The 16,610-nt window shown below is 56.2% G+C and carries 12 protein-coding genes, 1 tRNA gene and 1 pseudogene; 6 read left to right on the plus strand and 8 right to left on the minus strand.

Translation table 11 applies throughout. The annotated features are described in order from the left end of the window. Window positions 1-16: 16 nt before the first annotated feature. The gene (locus tag PQU94_RS14995; RefSeq protein WP_272742245.1) at window positions 17-1,819 is read right to left on the minus strand and encodes a DUF885 domain-containing protein; all 1,803 of its coding nucleotides are present in this window, start codon (window positions 1,817-1,819) and stop codon (window positions 17-19) included. A gap of 482 nt (window positions 1,820-2,301) precedes the next feature. On the opposite strand from PQU94_RS14995, the gene PQU94_RS15000 reads away from it, so the two are divergent. Then, the gene (locus tag PQU94_RS15000) at window positions 2,302-3,144 is read left to right on the plus strand and encodes an NAD(P)H-hydrate dehydratase (protein ID WP_272742246.1); all 843 of its coding nucleotides are present in this window, start codon (window positions 2,302-2,304) and stop codon (window positions 3,142-3,144) included. Window positions 3,145-3,233: 89 nt separating this feature from the next. Here the strand turns inward: PQU94_RS15000 and msrA are convergent, their stop codons facing one another. Then, the gene (gene msrA, locus PQU94_RS15005; protein WP_272742247.1) at window positions 3,234-3,872 is read right to left on the minus strand and encodes a peptide-methionine (S)-S-oxide reductase MsrA; all 639 of its coding nucleotides are present in this window, start codon (window positions 3,870-3,872) and stop codon (window positions 3,234-3,236) included. A gap of 174 nt (window positions 3,873-4,046) precedes the next feature. On the opposite strand from msrA, the gene PQU94_RS15010 reads away from it, so the two are divergent. Beyond that, a tRNA-Ser gene (locus PQU94_RS15010) sits at window positions 4,047-4,136 on the plus strand. Window positions 4,137-4,373: 237 nt separating this feature from the next. On the opposite strand, the gene PQU94_RS15015 is transcribed toward PQU94_RS15010, so the two are convergent. From PQU94_RS15015 to PQU94_RS15030, 4 genes are all read right to left on the minus strand, one after another. Beyond that, the gene (locus PQU94_RS15015; protein WP_272742248.1) at window positions 4,374-4,682 is read right to left on the minus strand and encodes a helix-turn-helix domain-containing protein; all 309 of its coding nucleotides are present in this window, start codon (window positions 4,680-4,682) and stop codon (window positions 4,374-4,376) included. A gap of 1 nt (window position 4,683) precedes the next feature. Next, window positions 4,684-5,124 (minus strand): ribbon-helix-helix domain-containing protein, encoded by a 441-nt coding sequence (locus tag PQU94_RS15020; RefSeq protein ID WP_272742249.1) that lies wholly within the window; start codon window positions 5,122-5,124, stop codon window positions 4,684-4,686. 584 nt (window positions 5,125-5,708) lie between these two features. Next, on the minus strand, window positions 5,709-6,203 hold the full coding sequence (locus PQU94_RS15025) for a hypothetical protein (protein ID WP_272742250.1): 495 nt from the start codon (window positions 6,201-6,203) through the stop codon (window positions 5,709-5,711). 213 nt (window positions 6,204-6,416) lie between these two features. Next, entirely contained in the window at window positions 6,417-8,477 is a 2,061-nt protein-coding gene (locus tag PQU94_RS15030) for a DUF3363 domain-containing protein (RefSeq protein ID WP_272742251.1), read from the minus strand. A 455-nt stretch (window positions 8,478-8,932) separates the two neighbouring features. Here PQU94_RS15030 and PQU94_RS15035 point away from each other — a divergent pair, with 455 nt between their 5' ends. The 4 genes and pseudogenes from PQU94_RS15035 to PQU94_RS15050 all read left to right on the plus strand — a co-directional run bounded on the left by PQU94_RS15035 (window position 8,933) and on the right by PQU94_RS15050 (window position 12,109). Next, window positions 8,933-9,835, plus strand: a complete 903-nt coding sequence (locus PQU94_RS15035; RefSeq protein ID WP_272742252.1) for a nucleotidyltransferase domain-containing protein — start codon at window positions 8,933-8,935, stop codon at window positions 9,833-9,835. A gap of 228 nt (window positions 9,836-10,063) precedes the next feature. After that, window positions 10,064-10,390: pseudogene (locus PQU94_RS15040) on the plus strand (integrase core domain-containing protein); the annotation flags it as partial. Window positions 10,391-10,742: 352 nt separating this feature from the next. Then, on the plus strand, window positions 10,743-11,204 hold the full coding sequence (locus PQU94_RS15045) for a hypothetical protein (protein WP_272742253.1): 462 nt from the start codon (window positions 10,743-10,745) through the stop codon (window positions 11,202-11,204). A 41-nt stretch (window positions 11,205-11,245) separates the two neighbouring features. Further along, window positions 11,246-12,109 carry a hypothetical protein gene (locus PQU94_RS15050; RefSeq protein WP_272742254.1) on the plus strand — a complete coding sequence of 288 codons (864 nt, stop codon included), beginning with the start codon at window positions 11,246-11,248 and terminating at the stop codon, window positions 12,107-12,109. Window positions 12,110-12,664: 555 nt separating this feature from the next. Here the strand turns inward: PQU94_RS15050 and PQU94_RS15055 are convergent. Both PQU94_RS15055 and PQU94_RS15060 read right to left on the minus strand, forming a co-directional pair. Next, entirely contained in the window at window positions 12,665-13,858 is a 1,194-nt protein-coding gene (locus PQU94_RS15055; protein ID WP_272742255.1) for a DNA methyltransferase, read from the minus strand. Then, window positions 13,858-16,500, minus strand: a complete 2,643-nt coding sequence (locus tag PQU94_RS15060; protein WP_272742256.1) for an ATP-binding protein — start codon at window positions 16,498-16,500, stop codon at window positions 13,858-13,860. Before PQU94_RS15060 ends, PQU94_RS15055 begins: the two co-directional genes overlap by 1 nt. Between the last annotated feature and the right edge of the window lie 110 nt (window positions 16,501-16,610).

Consider the following 16,610-nt stretch of genomic DNA (forward strand, 5'->3'; position numbering starts at 1 on the left):
GGGCTTTTCCTCTTGATTACAGCTTCGCGGCCCATTCGGCATAGACGGTTTCCAGCACCGCCAGAGGCACCGCTCCGGCGGTAAGGCCGGTGTCATGGAAGGCCTTGATATCGAACTTCGCGCCCAGCTTTGTCTGATACTTGGCCCGCAGCTCCAGCCACTTGATCTTGCCGATCATGTACCCCAGCGCCTGCCCCGGCCACACGCAGTAGCGTTCGATCTCGGTCTCGTTCGGATCGCCGAGATTGGCGTCCATGAAGGCCATGGCCTGTTCGCGGCTCCAGCGCTTGTGGTGCATCCCCGTATCGACGACCAGACGGCAGGCGCGGAAAAGCGCGTCGTGCAGATAGCCAATATAGCCATAGGGGTCTTCGGCATACATGCCCATATCCTTGGCCGCGACTTCTTCCGAATAGAGGGCCCAGCCTTCGATATAGGCGTTAAAGCCCGAAATCTGCCGGAGCATCGGCAGGTTCTTGTTTTCCTGCTGGATCGAAATCTGCATGTGGTGGCCCGGAATGGCCTCGTGATAGGTCAGGGTCGGCAGGGTCCAGCTCGGCACCTCGGCCGTGTCGCGCAGATTGATGTAATAGGCCCCCGGACGCGAGCCATCGAGCGACGCCGGCTGATAATAGCCGCCCGGCGCACCCAGTTCGGTCGCCGGCGGGATGCGTTTGATCGTCACTTTCGTCTTGGGCAGCACGCCGAAATAGGCCGGCAGCTTGGCCTGCACCACCTCGACCTGTGTGTTGAGATCGGCCAGCAGCTTGTCCTTACCCGCATCGGTGTTGGGATAGACAAACTTCGGATCCTTCGCCATGGCCTTCAGGCGCTCGCCCGTCGTGCCCGTGGTCATACCGAGTTTGGTCATCACCTTTTCCAGCTCGGCATTGAGGTCCTTGACCTTATCGAGGCCGATCTGGTGGATGGCGTCCGGCGTCAGGTCGGTCGAGGTGCCGCCGCGCGCGCCATAGATGTAATAGGCCTCGCCCTGCGGAATATGCCACACGCCCGCATCGTGCGTCGCCTTGGGCAGCACGGCTTCGACAGCGGCGATCTGACGGCTGAGGGCCGGGACGACGGCGGTTTCATAAATTTTGGTCGCCTGCGCGCCCCAGTCACCGGCAATGGTCTTTTCCTTGGTGCGGCGGACGATGGATTGCACCAGCACGCTGTCGGCGGCCTTGGTGTCGCGCTGCGTCTTGAGCTGGGTAATGGCCTTTTGCAGGGCGAAGTCCGGCGCAATGACGCCTCTGGCCACGTCGGCCTGCATCTTGGCGGTTTCCTCATCGAGCAGCACGGCATAGGCCTTGAGGCGCGACAGATAGGCGTCGGCATCGGCCTTGGTCTCGATCGTGTGCTGGCTGTCGAGGAAATCCGGGATCGAGATATAGGAACCCGTCAACTGCGTGATGACATAGGGCGACGACCCCGGCGAGCCAAAGGCGAAGGCCTTGTACCCGTTCAGGCTTTGAGTCAGGTCCCACAGCACGGTGTCGTAATTGATGCGGTCCATGCCGGACAACTGAGCGCGCGGGATGGCCTTCAGGGCGGCGACCGACTTTTCGAGGAAGGCGGTGTAGCGGGCGCGCTCCTGCGGCGTGGCGGGATCGAGTTTGGCTTTCAGGGCGGCGCGCTTGCCTGTATCGAGGCCCAGCGTGGTCGCCGTCGTCGGTGAATGATCGACCATCTCGTTGAAGATGGCGTCGAACGTCGCTTTGAGTTTGGCCGAGGCGGTTTGCGCAAAGGCGGGCACGGCGGACATACCAATGGCGGCAAGGGCCGAGGCCCCGGACAATAGCGAACGACGGTCGAGCATGGGCGGCATCTCCGGAAAGGGTACAGGCGCAATCTGTTGCGCAGGCAACGACCCTAACCCCGCAAATTCCCCCCCGCAACGGGGCGAAGATGAACTCTCTGTAATGTAAGGAAGGGCCGGAACGGCCGCCTGTGCCGGAGGCCGGGCCTGGGACAAGGACCGGCGGGCACCAAAGGGGGACAACTCTGGCGAAGGGCCATGCGTCCGTTCCGGCAGGCGCGATGCTTCGCTTCCCCCCGGCACACCCCCTGCCCCGGAGCCAAACATCGACACGCATTACTTGATAGGTCCGAGCCTACCCCCACATTTTAGGGGGCGGTATCACTCGTTTTGGGGATATGAGGCGCGAAAAAGCGCGTTACGGCGCACCAAAACAACCCAAGATAGCAATTCTGCCTGAACCTTGTCGTGTACGCACCTCCCCCGTGCAGACCATCTGTGGTAAAGCCTGATCCCCCGCGATCGTCTCTTGTCGAGCCCCCATGAGCACCCTCCCCACCCCCGCCGATAACCGTCCGGAACACTGGTTCGCCCACTTCCCGTCACCCGATGTGGCCGGCAATAAGTACGACCGCGGCCACGCCATCGTGCTGGGGGGGCCCATCCATTCGACCGGGGCGGCGCGGCTGGCGGCACGGGCCGCCTTGCGTGCAGGGGCCGGACTGGTGTCGGTGGCCTGCGACCCCTCGGCCCTGATCGTCTATGCCACGGCCTTTGAGGCCGTCATGACCAAGCCCGTGCGCGATGTAGCCGAGTTTTCAGGATTAATCGGAGATCCGCGCGTCACCGCCGTGCTGCTGGGCCCGGCGGCGGGGCTCAATGAGCGCACGCGCGATTGCGTTATGACGGCGCTCAGGGCGCAAAAGCCCTGCGTGCTCGATGCCGACGCCCTGACCGTGTTCAAGGACGACCCGAGAACCCTGTTTGCCGCCATTGACGGCCCCTGCGTCCTCACCCCGCACGAAGGCGAGTTTGCACGCGTCTTCGGCCGCGCCGAAGAACGGGCGCGCGCCGCCGCCGATGCGGCCGCCGCCTCCGGGGCGGTGGTATTGCTGAAAGGGGCAGAAACCGTGATCGCCCACCCCGACGGTCGGCTGGTGGTCAATCGCCATGCGCCGCCGTGGCTGGCCACCGCCGGATCAGGCGACGTGTTGGGCGGGCTGATTTGCGGCCTGATGGCTCAGAAGATGAAGCCTTTTGAGGCCGCCTGCGCCGGGGTGTGGCTGCATTCAGAGGCGGCGCGCCGCTTCGGGCCGGGCCTGATCGCCGAGGACCTGAGCGAACAGATCCCGGCGATTTTGCGGGATATCAAGCCCACACAGTAGAGCGGAATGATTGCTGAGGGAATCATGCCTCTCAAGCCGCCATTGCGGCGGCGGCCAAGATGGCGGAGCCCGTACCCGGCGAGGGGCTCTTAAATGGCGCAGGTGACGCCCGTGCCCTTCAGGCCGCAATACCCTTCCGGGTTCTTTTCCAGATAGCCCTGATGGTAGTCTTCGGCATAGTAGAAGGGCTGATCGCCATCGGGTCCGAAAATCTCGCTGGTGATCGGGCCAAGACCCTTGGCCGACAAGGCCGCCTCAAACGCCTCGCGCGACTTCAGCGCCGCCTCATACTGCGCTTCGGTGGTGGTGAAGATGGCCGAACGGTACTGCGTGCCGACATCATTGCCCTGACGCATCCCCTGCGTCGGATCGTGACGCTCCCAGAACAACTTCAACAGCGCCTCAAAGCTGAGTTTAGCCGGATCATAGACGATCAGGACGCCTTCGGTGTGGCCGGTCTGACCGGTGCACACCTCATGATAGGTCGGGTTGGGCGTATAGCCACCGATATAGCCGGCCGCCGTCGTATAGACGCCCGGTTGCTGCCAGAACAGGCGCTCGACGCCCCAGAAACAGCCCATGGCGAACACCACGGTCTCCGTGCCTGCCGGGAAGGGCCCTTTGAGCGGCGTGCCCAGTACGGCGTGAGTCGTGTCGGTCGGCAGAGCCTCGGCACGGCCCGGCAGGGCGTCTTCACGGGAAATCAGGCGGGTTTTGCTACCGAACATGTACGGCTCCTGAGCAGGCGGGGCAATTTATCCCCAATATAAGGTCTATGGCGGACATATAGGGTGTAAAAAAGATAGCGCCAGAGGCCAGTTAGGGGCTTGCGATTTATCGGTGGACGGTTATAACCGCCGCCTTCCCAAGACCAAAGGCGATGCCGTGGTCTTGCCAGTGATGGACAGGTGGCCGAGTGGTTGAAGGCGCACGCCTGGAACGCGTGTATAGGGGCAACTCTATCGAGGGTTCGAATCCCTCTCTGTCCGCCACCCTCCCCCGCAAATCATTGAATTTACTGGAATTCGCGCACTTTACACCAACGCAACCCCAGCATTCACCCCAGCGGTTTGCGTGGATTTCAGTGGATGTCGTCGGACGTTTTTGAATGTCGATGTGCTGTCTCCGCAACACAGACACCGTTACGCAGTCTCGGCAGCAACTGCTGGTGCCGCGAGCCGTTCGTGATTCACTCACGCCAGTGTGTGAGTGATGCCTCCAGGTAAGCCCTATCTACGCCACGGGAGTTCAAGCTGGCCAAACGGGACGACCCCCGCTCGTCGCGCTGACTTGGGCTTTGGCTCACGCTTTGGTTTTACTGTGGGGGCTTCAACTTCACCCGCGACCGCGATGTCACCGCAGAGAAACCGCAAAAGGTCATCGCGCATGATCAGCCTGCGCCCGCCGATCTTGACGGACTTGAGCGAACCATCGGCCATGCGCTCGTACAGGAATGACCGCCCCAGTCCGGAGGCCTTTACGGCTTCGTCAATGCGGTAGGCGAGTTTCTGCGGTTCATTGTGCGCGGGGCTGGTCATCTCAGCGGTATTCTCCGTCTGACGTGGCATTATCGCTCTGGTGGGCCTCCACGATCTCTTCCACCTGCAATCCGAAGGATTTGCCTACGGCCAGAACCTCACCGACATGTTTGGTATAGTACTCGAAACGATTCTTGCCGCGTTTGAGAGAGGCCTCGTCAGGAGTCGGCACGCTGCCGGTGAAGGCAAAATAGAAGTTCGCAAACTGCGCAATCGCTTCCAGTACGACCTCGATGTCGCGAGCGTGGCTGTCCTGCTTCTGCGCTATCCGATCAAGCCGCTGGCTCAGGGCCTTAGCCTCTGCGTTACCGGCGCGATGGCGAAAATAGGAACGCAGCGCATCGGCTACGATGGACGACTTAGACGCACCGGGCTTGCTGGCCAGTGCCTCCAGTTCGTTTGTCAGTTCGTCGTCAAGGTAGAGGTGGTGCCGGGGTTTCATGGGCCTGTCCGTCCGCTGGTGTTCAGGGGGATCGGCGTGGAAAACCGGCGGGCTTGGGGTGCCGGGCATCAGGGCGCGTCTCCTCCACAGAGTAAGCGCCATGATGCCATCGCTGAGGTGCAGGCCTCATAGCTCCAATGCCGTCCGCAGATGCCGTTTTGCCGCATTCTGCACACAGTCGGACGGTTGGTAGTGCTCTCCAGCGTGATCCGGGGCTGGCCATGACTGTGGTGAAGAGTCCGGGGAGGCTCGCGCTAGCGGAAAGGACAAGGCCCCCTATAAGCTGGGGCCGGTACTTCGGCGCGAAATGGATGCCGTCTATCGAAATGTTGGGTGTGCGCTTGGCGGTAAGTCCTGACTGGGCGCGTGGTGGAAAAAGAGCGGATGATTCCGGCACCCGCCCTTTCCAGCAAAAACAACCAAATGGTTATTGTCACGACGCGACAGCCATAGGCATATCACGGCCTCAGCGGTCTGAAAATGTTACCGTTGAAATAGTCTCGAAAATGGAGCCGAATTCGCTTGCCGTAATGTCCGGGGCTTGATTGGAAGGCAGCCAAGGGACGTTTGGCTGTAGTTACGACTTAGAGCTGGTCAATCGGGCTTGCCTTCCGCAACCATCCATCGAAGTAATCACTTTCTGCCAAGATATCCGGCCGCTCCTCGACCATAACAAGAGAAGTATCCGGCGATTTCGGAACCTCGTCCTCATGCCGAAGGCATAAAATTGCTTGGCCATCGTATCCAAATGTTGCTGCGCGGCACGTCGCAATTGAGCGAATTACGGTAGCACTACCGTCTGAGAAAGGATCGACGGATCGACGGATTAGTGACGCAAGGTCTTCGGCGTCCGCAAGGCTGATCACGTGCGGCTGCGCCGTATCGTCTGTCCACCCAACCCAAGGTTCACTCCCGGGGTCGCGCCAGTCGACGGTGTATTGAAAATGGTCTCCGTTCTGTCGCAGGCTGTCGAAAACCATGGTGGCAATGAGTTCCACGCACGAGCGAACGCGCAAATCATCAAGGTCAACTTTATCATCGACCAACTCAAATGACGGAAAAATGCAATAAGTTTTCATGTTCGCCGAAACTGAGGACCGTAAATTGCGCGTAAGTCGGAGCGATGGACGATCAACCTTCACGTAACCGCCTATTCCCAAACCTCGTAAACTCTCATCCAAGGTGACAATTTGGAGCAGTCAATTACCAAACAACAAACCCGCACACAATTGCCTTAGATTTCTTGATAGTTGCTCCAATCCGCCTTTATACCCGGTTTTTTTAGGCGGCACCTAGAACCCGATTCCTATCCCCCTGTCCCTGCCGAAAGACCATTCGATGCTGCGGTTCTCGTGCATCATGCCAGTGATCTCTTTCCCGCGTTGCCGCTCCAGCACGTCACGCCACGGGACAAGGGCAAAGTCCTTGGCTCGCTCGACAACCGCGTACTGGCCGCCGTTCAGCGTGACCTTGTCTTTCAGGGTGCCGCTGTATTCCACCCATGGGCCCATCTGCACATAGGTCTTGCCCAGTGCCTGAGATAGACGCTGGCCCTCGGCCTTCAGCTCGCGCGCCGCCATCTGCTGTTCGAGATTACGCGGATAATAGGCCTTGCCATCTTCGTACCTGATCAGCCCCTGTTCGCTCATCCACAGTACCCGGCGGTAGATTGCGCCCTTGACCTGTTTCCCGAACCCGGTGTCCGCCAGCGGCGTCGGTTCCGGTACGGTTAATTCCTTATCCAGCCATGTCCATGCGTCCCTCCGCTCAAGGCTGCGCAGCGGTTCGGGGGACAGGACCTCTATATTGACCGGGTTCTGGCTGACCTTCTGCTGTTCATAGGCCAATGCCGTGTCGCGGTAGGTCTGACCGACCCTGAAACTGTAGTCGTCTTCCCATGTAATGCCGCCCATAGCCCGCCGCACGGCTTCGATACGTCGCACATGGGTTTCGGCAAAACGCATCGTGGCCTTGCGGTCATGCTCCATATGGAGGCCTACGGAGTAGTAACCGCTCTTGGCGGCGGCAACCTCGGCTATGGTGTGATCCACGCTGCGCAACTGGGCCACCTTGGCTGTCAGGCGCACAATGGCGTCGTTGGGCACCTGCGGGGCCGTCTCGCCCTTGCCGATCTCGACCACATGGGTGTGACCGTCCACGCCGTCGATAACCAGCAGGTGGCGGTCTTCCAGTTCGTCGTACAGGCCACGGTGCGCCACGCGCCCTATAATTGGCGGCATGGGCTCAGTATGGGAAAGAGACGCCGCACGATGGGCCTCTGCATCCTGTCCCATGCCGTAGCCGGCGTCGTGGATGCGCAGCGTCTCGACCATACGACCGTCCGCACCGAGGGCCAGGTTGTGACGCAAGCTGTTGATGATGTCGCCGCGCCGTCCAAGCTGGCGCAAGGCGGCTTCAAAGTCCTCGCTGACCTGCCACAGCCCGCCCTTTTCGGCAGAAGCCAGCTCCAGCGTCTCCAGATGCCTCAGACGGCCCGTAATCAGGGACTGGCGTTCAGGGCTTGGGTCTATGGCCCGCACCCGGCCCTCGGCGTCCCGGCTGTCCTCAATCCATCTGTCTATGGTGGTGTAGCGGTTGGCGGTCATCTCGTGCTGGAGGGACAAAGACACCTCCAGAGCGGTTCTCGGTCCAAGGTCAAAGCCCACAATTTCGGCGGCGCGTTCCCTGACACCTTCGGTGATGTAGTTCCGCGCGATGATCAGGTCCTTGCCGTGATCGTCCTTCCCCCGGATCAGGATGTGGGTGTGCGGGTGGCCCGTGTTGAAGTGATCAACGGCGACCCAATCCAGTTGCGTACCCAGATCGGTTTCCATCTGGGTCATCAGACGACGGGTGACGTTGCGCAGGTCTTCGTACTGCTGTCCGTCTTCCGGAGAGACGATAAACCGGAACTGATGCCGGTCGCCCTCGGAGCGCTCCAGAAAAGCCTTGCCATCGGCGATATCGGAACGGCCATCATAAAGCTCCCCACGCTCACCCGAACGGGTCACGCCGTCGCGCTGGACATAGCGCATATGGGCTATAGCCGCGCCGCGGCCCTTACCGGCCAGCTTGACGATCCGCGCCTTGACCATGACGCGGCGGCGGCCAAAGCCGCCGTTGCTCGCACCCACCACCGCACCGGCACGCGAGGCCAGAACCGCCCCGGCACCGCTGCCGCGTCCGATGCGCTCGCCGGTGAAGCCGGACGGTTTACCAGATACCGCGCGACCGCCCCTCGCGAGGTTGGCGGCCTTGATCACCCGGTTGCGAAAGTGGCGGCCCAGAGACATGGCCTTGCCGTCGCGGCCTATGCGGCCCGGTCTCAGTTCAAACCTGTCGTCGCGGTCCATGATCCGCCTCCGGTAAAGCCCGTTTCCCTCTCAAAGGATTGGATTTGTCCCGGCGGATTCAAGAGCGCCACAATGGCGCTACGAAATGCCAAATGGCGCCACCCGTGCCTCACAAAAACAGACGTGCAGACAGAGACTTATGCCGCCCATGAGGCGCATAAGGCTCTACTTCTTTAATCTTGCTCTCAAACCTAAACCCTAAAAAAAGCGCACGAAAATCGACGATTTCTAAGGAACATCGGCCAAGCAACCGAACTGACCATAGGCCATGGCTACCGGCTTCGCACATACACACGACGGCCTTGCAGTACGACAAAACCACGGAGACGGACGGCGATGGACAGGGCCTCAAAGACCCCCACGGTCGTAAAACTATCCGTAATTGATCCGTGGACATGGCATTGCAGGGCGAGTCAGCGACACTTATAAATAGAAAGACGCTACCGGAACCCGACATGCTGCCTGACGCCCTTGATCATCTGCCGGACACCAAACGCCGCGAGCTTGAGCACGTGGTGAAGGTGCTGTTCGACAGCTTCGAGGCCGCGACACAGACGAAACTCTCGGAAAAGCGCAAGAGTGGACGCATCCTCAAAATCATCCTGTTCGGCTCGTATGCGCGGGGGGATTGGGTGGAAGATCGTCTGTCCGGCTATCGCTCGGACTACGATCTTCTGGTGGTGGTCAACAGCCAGGAATTTACCGACCTGCAGGAATACTGGAGCGCGGCGGACCACCGGTTTGTGCGGGAATACACCCTGACGCATGACCTTAAGACGCCGGTGAGCTTCATCGTTCACGGCCTTGCCGACGTGAATGATCAGCTCGCCCGTGGGCGCCCCTTCTTCTCGGACATCGTGAAAGACGGGGTCATGCTATACGAGGCAGAGGGGCATCCGCTGGCCAAGCCAAAGGCGCTGACGCCAGAGGAGATCAAGGCTGAGGCAATGGCTTATTACGAGCAGTGGATGGCGAAGATGGCAGGCTTCGATCTGACATTTGAGGCCGCTTTGACTGCGAATGATACGAAACTCGCGGCTTTCCTGCTTCATCAGAAAACCGAGGCATTGTATCACTGCCTCCTATTGACGCTGACGCTCTACAGCCCGAAATCTCATCGATTGTCGTTTCTTCGTTCGCAAGCCGAAGGGCTGGATGGGAGGCTGAGAACCGTCTGGCCGGACGATAAGCTTGGTAGGCGTGGCTTCGCCAAACTACAACGCGCATATGTCGACGCGAGGTATTCGCCGGACTATAACATCACCAGCGGGGAACTGCGGTGGTTAAGTGATCGAATAGACGGTCTAAAGAATATGGTTGAGTCTGTCTGTATGGGCGAAATGGAAAGCGATGAATAGCACGGGCGACTTTTGTGTCTGGCCTAATCATGCGCCGGATACTCAACGCGCGTGACTTTTGCGTGAAATGTAGTGCCGAACGCCACATATCCAGTGGTCGGGGAATAGGTGTAGGCCGGGTCTGTGTTGGTCTGCGGCTGGACCTGATCGGCATAGGGGTGGGCATAGGTCTGCGTATTGCCCGGCAGGGTCAGACTGCTCAGACGTAATCACGTTTCGTAACCATAGTTGGTGGTTTCCCGCTTTTCGACGGCGATTGAACCCTTCTACACTTGCTGCGGCGAAGATGTCGTACAGACCTTGGAAAATGTCTGTAAGCGCGTCGGCTATCCAATGGTCATTCGGGTTGATCAGGGCTCGGAATTTATCTCTCGCGACCTTGACCTCTGGGCTTATCAGAAGGGAGCTACGCTCGACTTCTCGCGGCCTGGAAAGCCGACAGATAACGCCTTTATCGAGTCTTTCAACGGCAAGTTCCGAACGGAGTGCCTGAACGCGCACTGGTTCATGAGCCTTGACGACGCCCGTGAAAAGATGGAGTCTTGGCGTAAGGACTAGAATGAAGTCCGACCCCATAGTGCCATCGGCAATAAACCCCCGATATCACTCGTGTCCGGCTCCGCGGCGCTCGCCGCACACTGAGTCCTAACCCCCGAAAATTCTAGTTTCGGGTGGCCAAGAAATGGGGAGCAACTCATCATACCGCCAGACTCTCGTTATGACTGAGGGACCGACGGGGGGCAGGTTAGTGCCCCCGCAGGCATTGAGTTTATAAGATTCACAATCTATGATCGTCTCAACGAAGCACATGTTATCTACATTTCACAGGGTTAGGAATTGAGCGATCTGGCCGTCTGTTTTGCGGCGCTGACGAACATTTTTCCCTGAGTGGGTGAAAGAACGAGCAATGGAACAATCTGAAGCTGAGAACCCAACGCCAGACGCAACTCAAATCGCTATTAGTACGATTAAGGGTGTTTTGGAGACGAATCCTGATTTTAAAACTGTGGGCGTCCTTACCGCAAAGATTGGGGACGATTTCAAATTGAAGCATCCTGACGGCTCGACCTTCAAGGCGATATTTCCCGAGTTGACGATCAGCCGGTTTATCAAGGAGCACATGTCAGAATATGCAGATCTAGTTCCTTCGGCCGACAATCCGGTCAGGATTCATGTGCGCAGCAAATCTGCGCAGCCGCCGGAACGCCTAGAACCACGAGCTACGGCTTATCTGCGGGGCGATAACCTCAGGCTACCAAAAAAGCTATTCAAGCTGCGGTCATTTCTCTCCACCCTGTCGGAGGAGGAACGCGCATCGTTCAAACTGGACGGGAATATGATCCTGTCGTTGATGAGGGATGAGGCTTGAAGCGGTGTCTGATTCTAACGCTAGGCTTCACGCAGACGGACTTGTCGGCCTTAGAGCAAAAACTGGCGCAGAAGGGCTGGACGGAACGGGTCAAGGTCATCGCACGGCCTCACATTGTCGTCTCGGATGTTGCAGGCATCAAGTTCGATTCTAAGGACTATGAATTTCTGGTAGAAGGCGTTCACAAGGCGCTGTTTGGTGAAAAGGGGCGCATGGTCTTCTGCGCACATAACAGTCAAACCTGTTCTTTGAAGTTCGGGAAGTCGAAGGCGTCTTGCCTGAACACTGAGCCATCGAAATGTAGAGATGAGAAGCCGGAGTTGATTCTCCTCTTTTACATGTCGCCGGAGAAATTTCGTATTGGTGGCCGCCTAGGACGCTTTGCTCTGCCAATACGGTGCCCGGCAGGACTGTTCAGGAAGAGCGTGGGTCTGTCGCAATTTGTCGTCGATCAGATTGAAACGATTGAAGGATCGTCGGTCTGGGCTGATTTGAGGCGAAAAGATATCGCTAATCGAGTGCTTCTTCCGCTTTACAATTTTCAGCACGGTGCGCGTGCACGGCTTTTCAACTCCATAGAAACCTTCGCTGGGTTTTCCGAGGTGGTGCAGTCTCTCAGTGAGGTCATTCGGAAAAAAGGCAAAGCTTTTATCGATGATCGAGACCTTGAGTTTAAGGCGGACCATCATCATCGCTTCCCGTCTTCTGAGTGTCAGAAGGTGGACTGGTTAAACGCGCACTACCGGCTAGGCGCACCGTTTGACGAGCGTCACCATTATGATGTGACCGAACCAGATGGAGCGGCCATTAACGGAAAAACCTTTTTAAATAGCTTGTCTGGGAAATGGTCTGCGTATTCTGTCAGCCACCTGAACATCTTTCCCAATGATGAGGTTCAGATATAGAAATACCCCGCCCTAAACAGGGCGGGGTGCGTTTTCTAGATAGCCCAAGGTTTGCACTGCCGCGACAAAAATGCATTTGCATATGCACGTTTGTCGGAGGTTCCTTTCGTGCCGGCCTTGATGTACACTCAGGCCTCACTGCAAAGGTAAAGGCGTCACTATCAGCCGTGGGCATGTACCATAGGTACGTAAAGCGGATAGCTGGTCCAACCGAGCAATCAAATATATGGATTATCATAGCCCGGTTGTCAAATCCTTAAAAATGGACCAACCATCGGCGCCGTAGGCATAACGTCGGAAATGACACCGCGCCCGTCTCGAAAGTCATATGGCTCGACGTTGCCCTCTGGCCTTCTCCATGGCGTGATAAGATGGATGCTCCCCAATATTGGGACCTTCGACAGCCAAAGTTTGGCACCTAGACGCCGAGAGCAGGAGCCGTCCAACCCATCACGTCAGTTGTTTTTACTTACCGCTGCTACAAGGGGCGACCATTCTCACTAGGATAAGTGATCCGTCCACGGAAGCACCCAAACCTATATCCAACCTCGGGGATTAAGCTGGTTCGACCTTTTCAAACGTACATATTGTCTCGGTCCGCATTCGCTTTCCTAAGCTACCCCCGGACGGGATTGGCAAATAGCGCCGATTCTCCGGAAGGTCTCGCTCATAACTCACGACCAACTTTAAGCCGACCGAACGAGCCGCCTCCGCAACGCCAGCTGCATTTTGGACAAACGTTCCCTTTAGGCAGCTATTTCCAACAACAAATGTTGCGTTTCCGCCCGGTTTCAGGACACGTGCCGTCTCGGAAACCATATTATAAAGGTCTTCAGAGTACCTATTTATCATTGATATGTAACGCTTTGGCATAGCGTCAAAGGCACCCATGGCCTTTTTGATTCCAGCGTACTTATCCCCAACATCGGAGTCGGGTGCTCGTTCGGCACCTATGCTGTTAGAGCGGATGGAGCGCAGTTCATGCGAATTCTTGCCTAGCCATACCAGGGCCAGTTTATGCCCGCGCAAGTAATCAATAGCATTTAGGTACGGGGGAGAAGTGAAAACGGCATCTACGCTGTCATTTTCGAGCAGGTCCAGTCGCCGTGCGTCACCCAAGTTAACGCGAGCTTCACCACTGACAGGCTGCTCCGACAACCGCTTGCGCAGGATTTTCACCGATTTGAGAAAAGCCGGAAAGACAGCCACTGTCGAAGTTTCACTTACCTTGTGTGGTCGGCTGTGCGACGTATCACGGGCCAAAGAGACCCCCTGCTCTTTTGTGATAATGATCCTACTTAATGCCAAGCGAAGAACGTTGAGAGTTGAGCGGTCAGGCCCATCAGTAGCGGTATTACCTAAAATATCAAGAACATAAGCCAGTTTTCGCAAATCAGAGCGTTGTGGTTCTGCGAACCAGAATTTGACGAACTCTGTGGTTACCGGGTCGCCATCAATCCATGGCAGACAAATGCCATCATCCAAAGCCTTAGCATTATCAATGGCTATCTCAGCCCACTTTTCAATAGCGTGGTCATCCGACGCTGTTGTCCATACGGATGCCATCAATACGGCGAGCGGGTCCATATCAAACCCTATAGCCTTATGACCAAGATTTATGGCCTGTCGCAAGACGGTCCCGGACCCCGACATTGGATCAAGCACTAGGCTGCCGGGGGCAAGTGCACTCAAACGCTCAAGCGCCAAATCAGGAGCCATGCGAGCGGGAAAAGGATGTATCGGTTTCATTACTCGCCTTCCGTATTCGTGGGAGGGTGATCCGGCTCCACATGCAACTTTTCCAGCTGGGCTGATACAGCTGCGGCGACCCGACCGGCGCTCGCATTTACAACAATTTTATCTTCGGTGATACCGACTAATTCTGGAACAATGATCTGCAATCCCCTCACAAGGGCAATAACATCGGTATCCTTAACGGTCGGCGCCCCCAACTGCATTCGGCAGGTAAGCGCTATGGTGCCGGCGGGCAGCACATCTGGAACCTGCCCCTTCAGGGCCTCTAAGGCGCGTATGAATATGTCGATCGTTAAATTGCTCTTGGCACTTTTATCAGCCCCAAGTTGATCCACCCACGCCGTTACTTTGCTAGGATCATAAAGCTCAAACATTTCACGAAGCTTGGTGAGCGGAATGGCACCATGCTCGACGGTGAATTCCAGCAATCTGCCAAGATCACGCGCGCGTATTGGTGTAATTTTTTGTGCTTCACAGCGTACAGTTAACGCCCCATCGCTAAAGCCCGGGGCAACTACCAGAGCGTAGTCAGCTTCATATCGATCTCGATGCTCAACAATCCCGTCAAGAGATATATTGCCGGTTTTGGCAACTGCATGCTTTGCCGATTTGGCATCAAAGGTAAAGGTATACAGTGGTGGATTCGGGTTAGTGTCACTTAACGCTCCACTATTAGGGTATGGATAGGCCCTAGCGATACCCTCAGGTTCGCCGGAGGTCGCGAGGTCTTTCACATCAAAACCAAGATATCGAATAGCATCTGAGACCGCTAACTCTAACCGCTTACTCACATCACTTTGATGTTGTGTCTGGAGCAATAGTTGCGCGATATGCAACCCAGACTCACGTCTTTGTATTGCCCGAAAACGCATAAGCTTATCCCGATAAGCGCGTATGTTTTCCAGCATAGAAGGGTCAATTCCAATATCCAACGCGTAAACGTCAGAAAGCAGGCTGACCATAGCCACGGTCCGAACGAGTTCCTTTTCAGCTTTGCTGCGTGTATGCTCCACGACAAACGGATGCTCTTTGTTTATGACTACTGAGCTATCCTTAATGCGGAACTTTACGAAGCTCTCGTCCTTTAATTTTTCATATTTTACTTGTCCAAGCGCAGATTTAATATTGTCTTCGGTATTTTCGCGCCATGAGTTTCTTTTCTCTTCACGATCTAAAATTCCCGATTCATCGAAAAGACCAGGCAAAGAAGGTTGCGTACGGAGGACTTCCGACACAACGTTGCGTAATGGTGAAAGCGAAACCACACCTAACGATTTGACCAACGCGTCGCCTCCCTCGGACATATCGAGGTTGTCATCGCTGTCATAAACTGAACGGGCCTTGTTAAAGACGCGGCGTAAGAAGGCGCGGAAAACTTTCAATTCCTCGCTTTCTCTAAATTGTTCCCGATTTGTAGTAAGAAAAGCATTCAAGCCGTCTGCGCGGACCGTCATTCGGAACCGAGCCCAAGCAGCGTGACTCAAATTTTCTTCACCAAAACTAGGATCGGACTGATTTACAACGCGGCCCAAGACATTGATGTGGAAACCATTCGACGCTCCCCTTTCGTCGCTTTTGCCACCACTAATCTTTTCTTCAAACAGTTTAGCAAAGCCCGTAACTTTACCAATACCAGGGATTTCAACGTAGGGATAAGGGGTATCACCATATGAAATCTTTATGCGCTTTATCTTCTTTTCAGGCTCATCAGTCTCCGTGTTTACCGCTAGACTGTCGCCGCCATCTTCTTCGAGTTCAACGTATTCAATATCCAGTCCAGGGCCCAAAACCCACTCTTTCTTTTGCGTCGCATTTATTTTAGACGAAGAAAGCAATTCACCATTCACAAGAATGGACATCTCCGAACCAAACGGTAACGCAGACTCAAGCATACGCCTCAAGACACCTAATTTCAGGCTTTGGCCGGTTGGCTTTAGATCTGACAAAATTACGAGCGTCCACGTCTTCGATACTGGCTTATTGAATGGCGAAGACGCACCACCATATTCATGTGACGATGTAATACCCGACGCAGTGGCGTTTACATCAGAGAAATCGCCCTTAATTAGCTTTAGAAGCTGTGCGCCACCGTCAACATTTTCCAATGCTTTTTCGACATCAGATTCTTGAACCTCGAATACTTCTAGATTGATATCACTGATGAGGCGCTCTTTGTCCCCCGCCGTCTTGGTATCGACTTCCCCGTAGTCCATGGTGACACGCCGTATAATACCGTCTGCAGCCTTACAGATATAAGTCAGTTTGGAGGCCAACACATAAGTCGCCAGCTTCCCAATGCCGAATTTACCAACGACCTGCCTGCCATTTTGAATAGGTTGGTCCGCTTTTGAAGAGAAGGCAATCTTCCAAAGGGTACGAAGCCCTGCAGCATCCATTGAGGCGCCGTTATCAAAAACGGCCATAGTAGCCGCCGATGACGTCAACTCATCCGCAACACGGATATCCACAACATCAGCACCAGCATCCCAACCGTTAGAGATCAACTCTTCAAAGGCTTTTTGAGGTGAAGAATACAACTGCTCGCTAAAGTGCTGCAGAAATCGAGTGCTAAGTTGAATCTGAAATTTATCGACCGACGTTCCGATTGACTCAGGAAGCAGAGCTTGTTCCGACATTTTCCCCACCTTTTTGAAATTTTAGACCCGTCAAACGCGCGGGATCACACTACAGATTGTATGCACTCACCGGTCCGCCGCCGCGTCGACCCGGGCTTTAGGTTTGACCG

Source organism: Asticcacaulis currens (assembly GCF_028550395.1).
Classification (GTDB): domain Bacteria; phylum Pseudomonadota; class Alphaproteobacteria; order Caulobacterales; family Caulobacteraceae; genus Asticcacaulis; species Asticcacaulis currens.

Excerpts from the sequence above, each read along its gene's own strand:
- PQU94_RS14995 (WP_272742245.1), bottom strand. The coding sequence starts at position 1,819 with ATGCTCGACCGTCGTTCGCTATTGTCCGGGGCCTCGGCCCTTGCCGCC.
- PQU94_RS15000 (WP_272742246.1), top strand. The coding sequence starts at position 2,302 with ATGAGCACCCTCCCCACCCCCGCCGATAACCGTCCGGAACACTGGTTC.
- msrA (WP_272742247.1), bottom strand. The coding sequence starts at position 3,872 with ATGTTCGGTAGCAAAACCCGCCTGATTTCCCGTGAAGACGCCCTGCCG.
- PQU94_RS15015 (WP_272742248.1), bottom strand. The coding sequence starts at position 4,682 with ATGACCAGCCCCGCGCACAATGAACCGCAGAAACTCGCCTACCGCATT.
- PQU94_RS15020 (WP_272742249.1), bottom strand. The coding sequence starts at position 5,124 with ATGAAACCCCGGCACCACCTCTACCTTGACGACGAACTGACAAACGAA.
- PQU94_RS15025 (WP_272742250.1), bottom strand. The coding sequence starts at position 6,203 with ATGAAAACTTATTGCATTTTTCCGTCATTTGAGTTGGTCGATGATAAA.
- PQU94_RS15030 (WP_272742251.1), bottom strand. The coding sequence starts at position 8,477 with ATGGACCGCGACGACAGGTTTGAACTGAGACCGGGCCGCATAGGCCGC.
- PQU94_RS15035 (WP_272742252.1), top strand. The coding sequence starts at position 8,933 with ATGCTGCCTGACGCCCTTGATCATCTGCCGGACACCAAACGCCGCGAG.
- PQU94_RS15045 (WP_272742253.1), top strand. The coding sequence starts at position 10,743 with ATGGAACAATCTGAAGCTGAGAACCCAACGCCAGACGCAACTCAAATC.
- PQU94_RS15055 (WP_272742255.1), bottom strand. The coding sequence starts at position 13,858 with ATGAAACCGATACATCCTTTTCCCGCTCGCATGGCTCCTGATTTGGCG.
- PQU94_RS15060 (WP_272742256.1), bottom strand. The coding sequence starts at position 16,500 with ATGTCGGAACAAGCTCTGCTTCCTGAGTCAATCGGAACGTCGGTCGAT.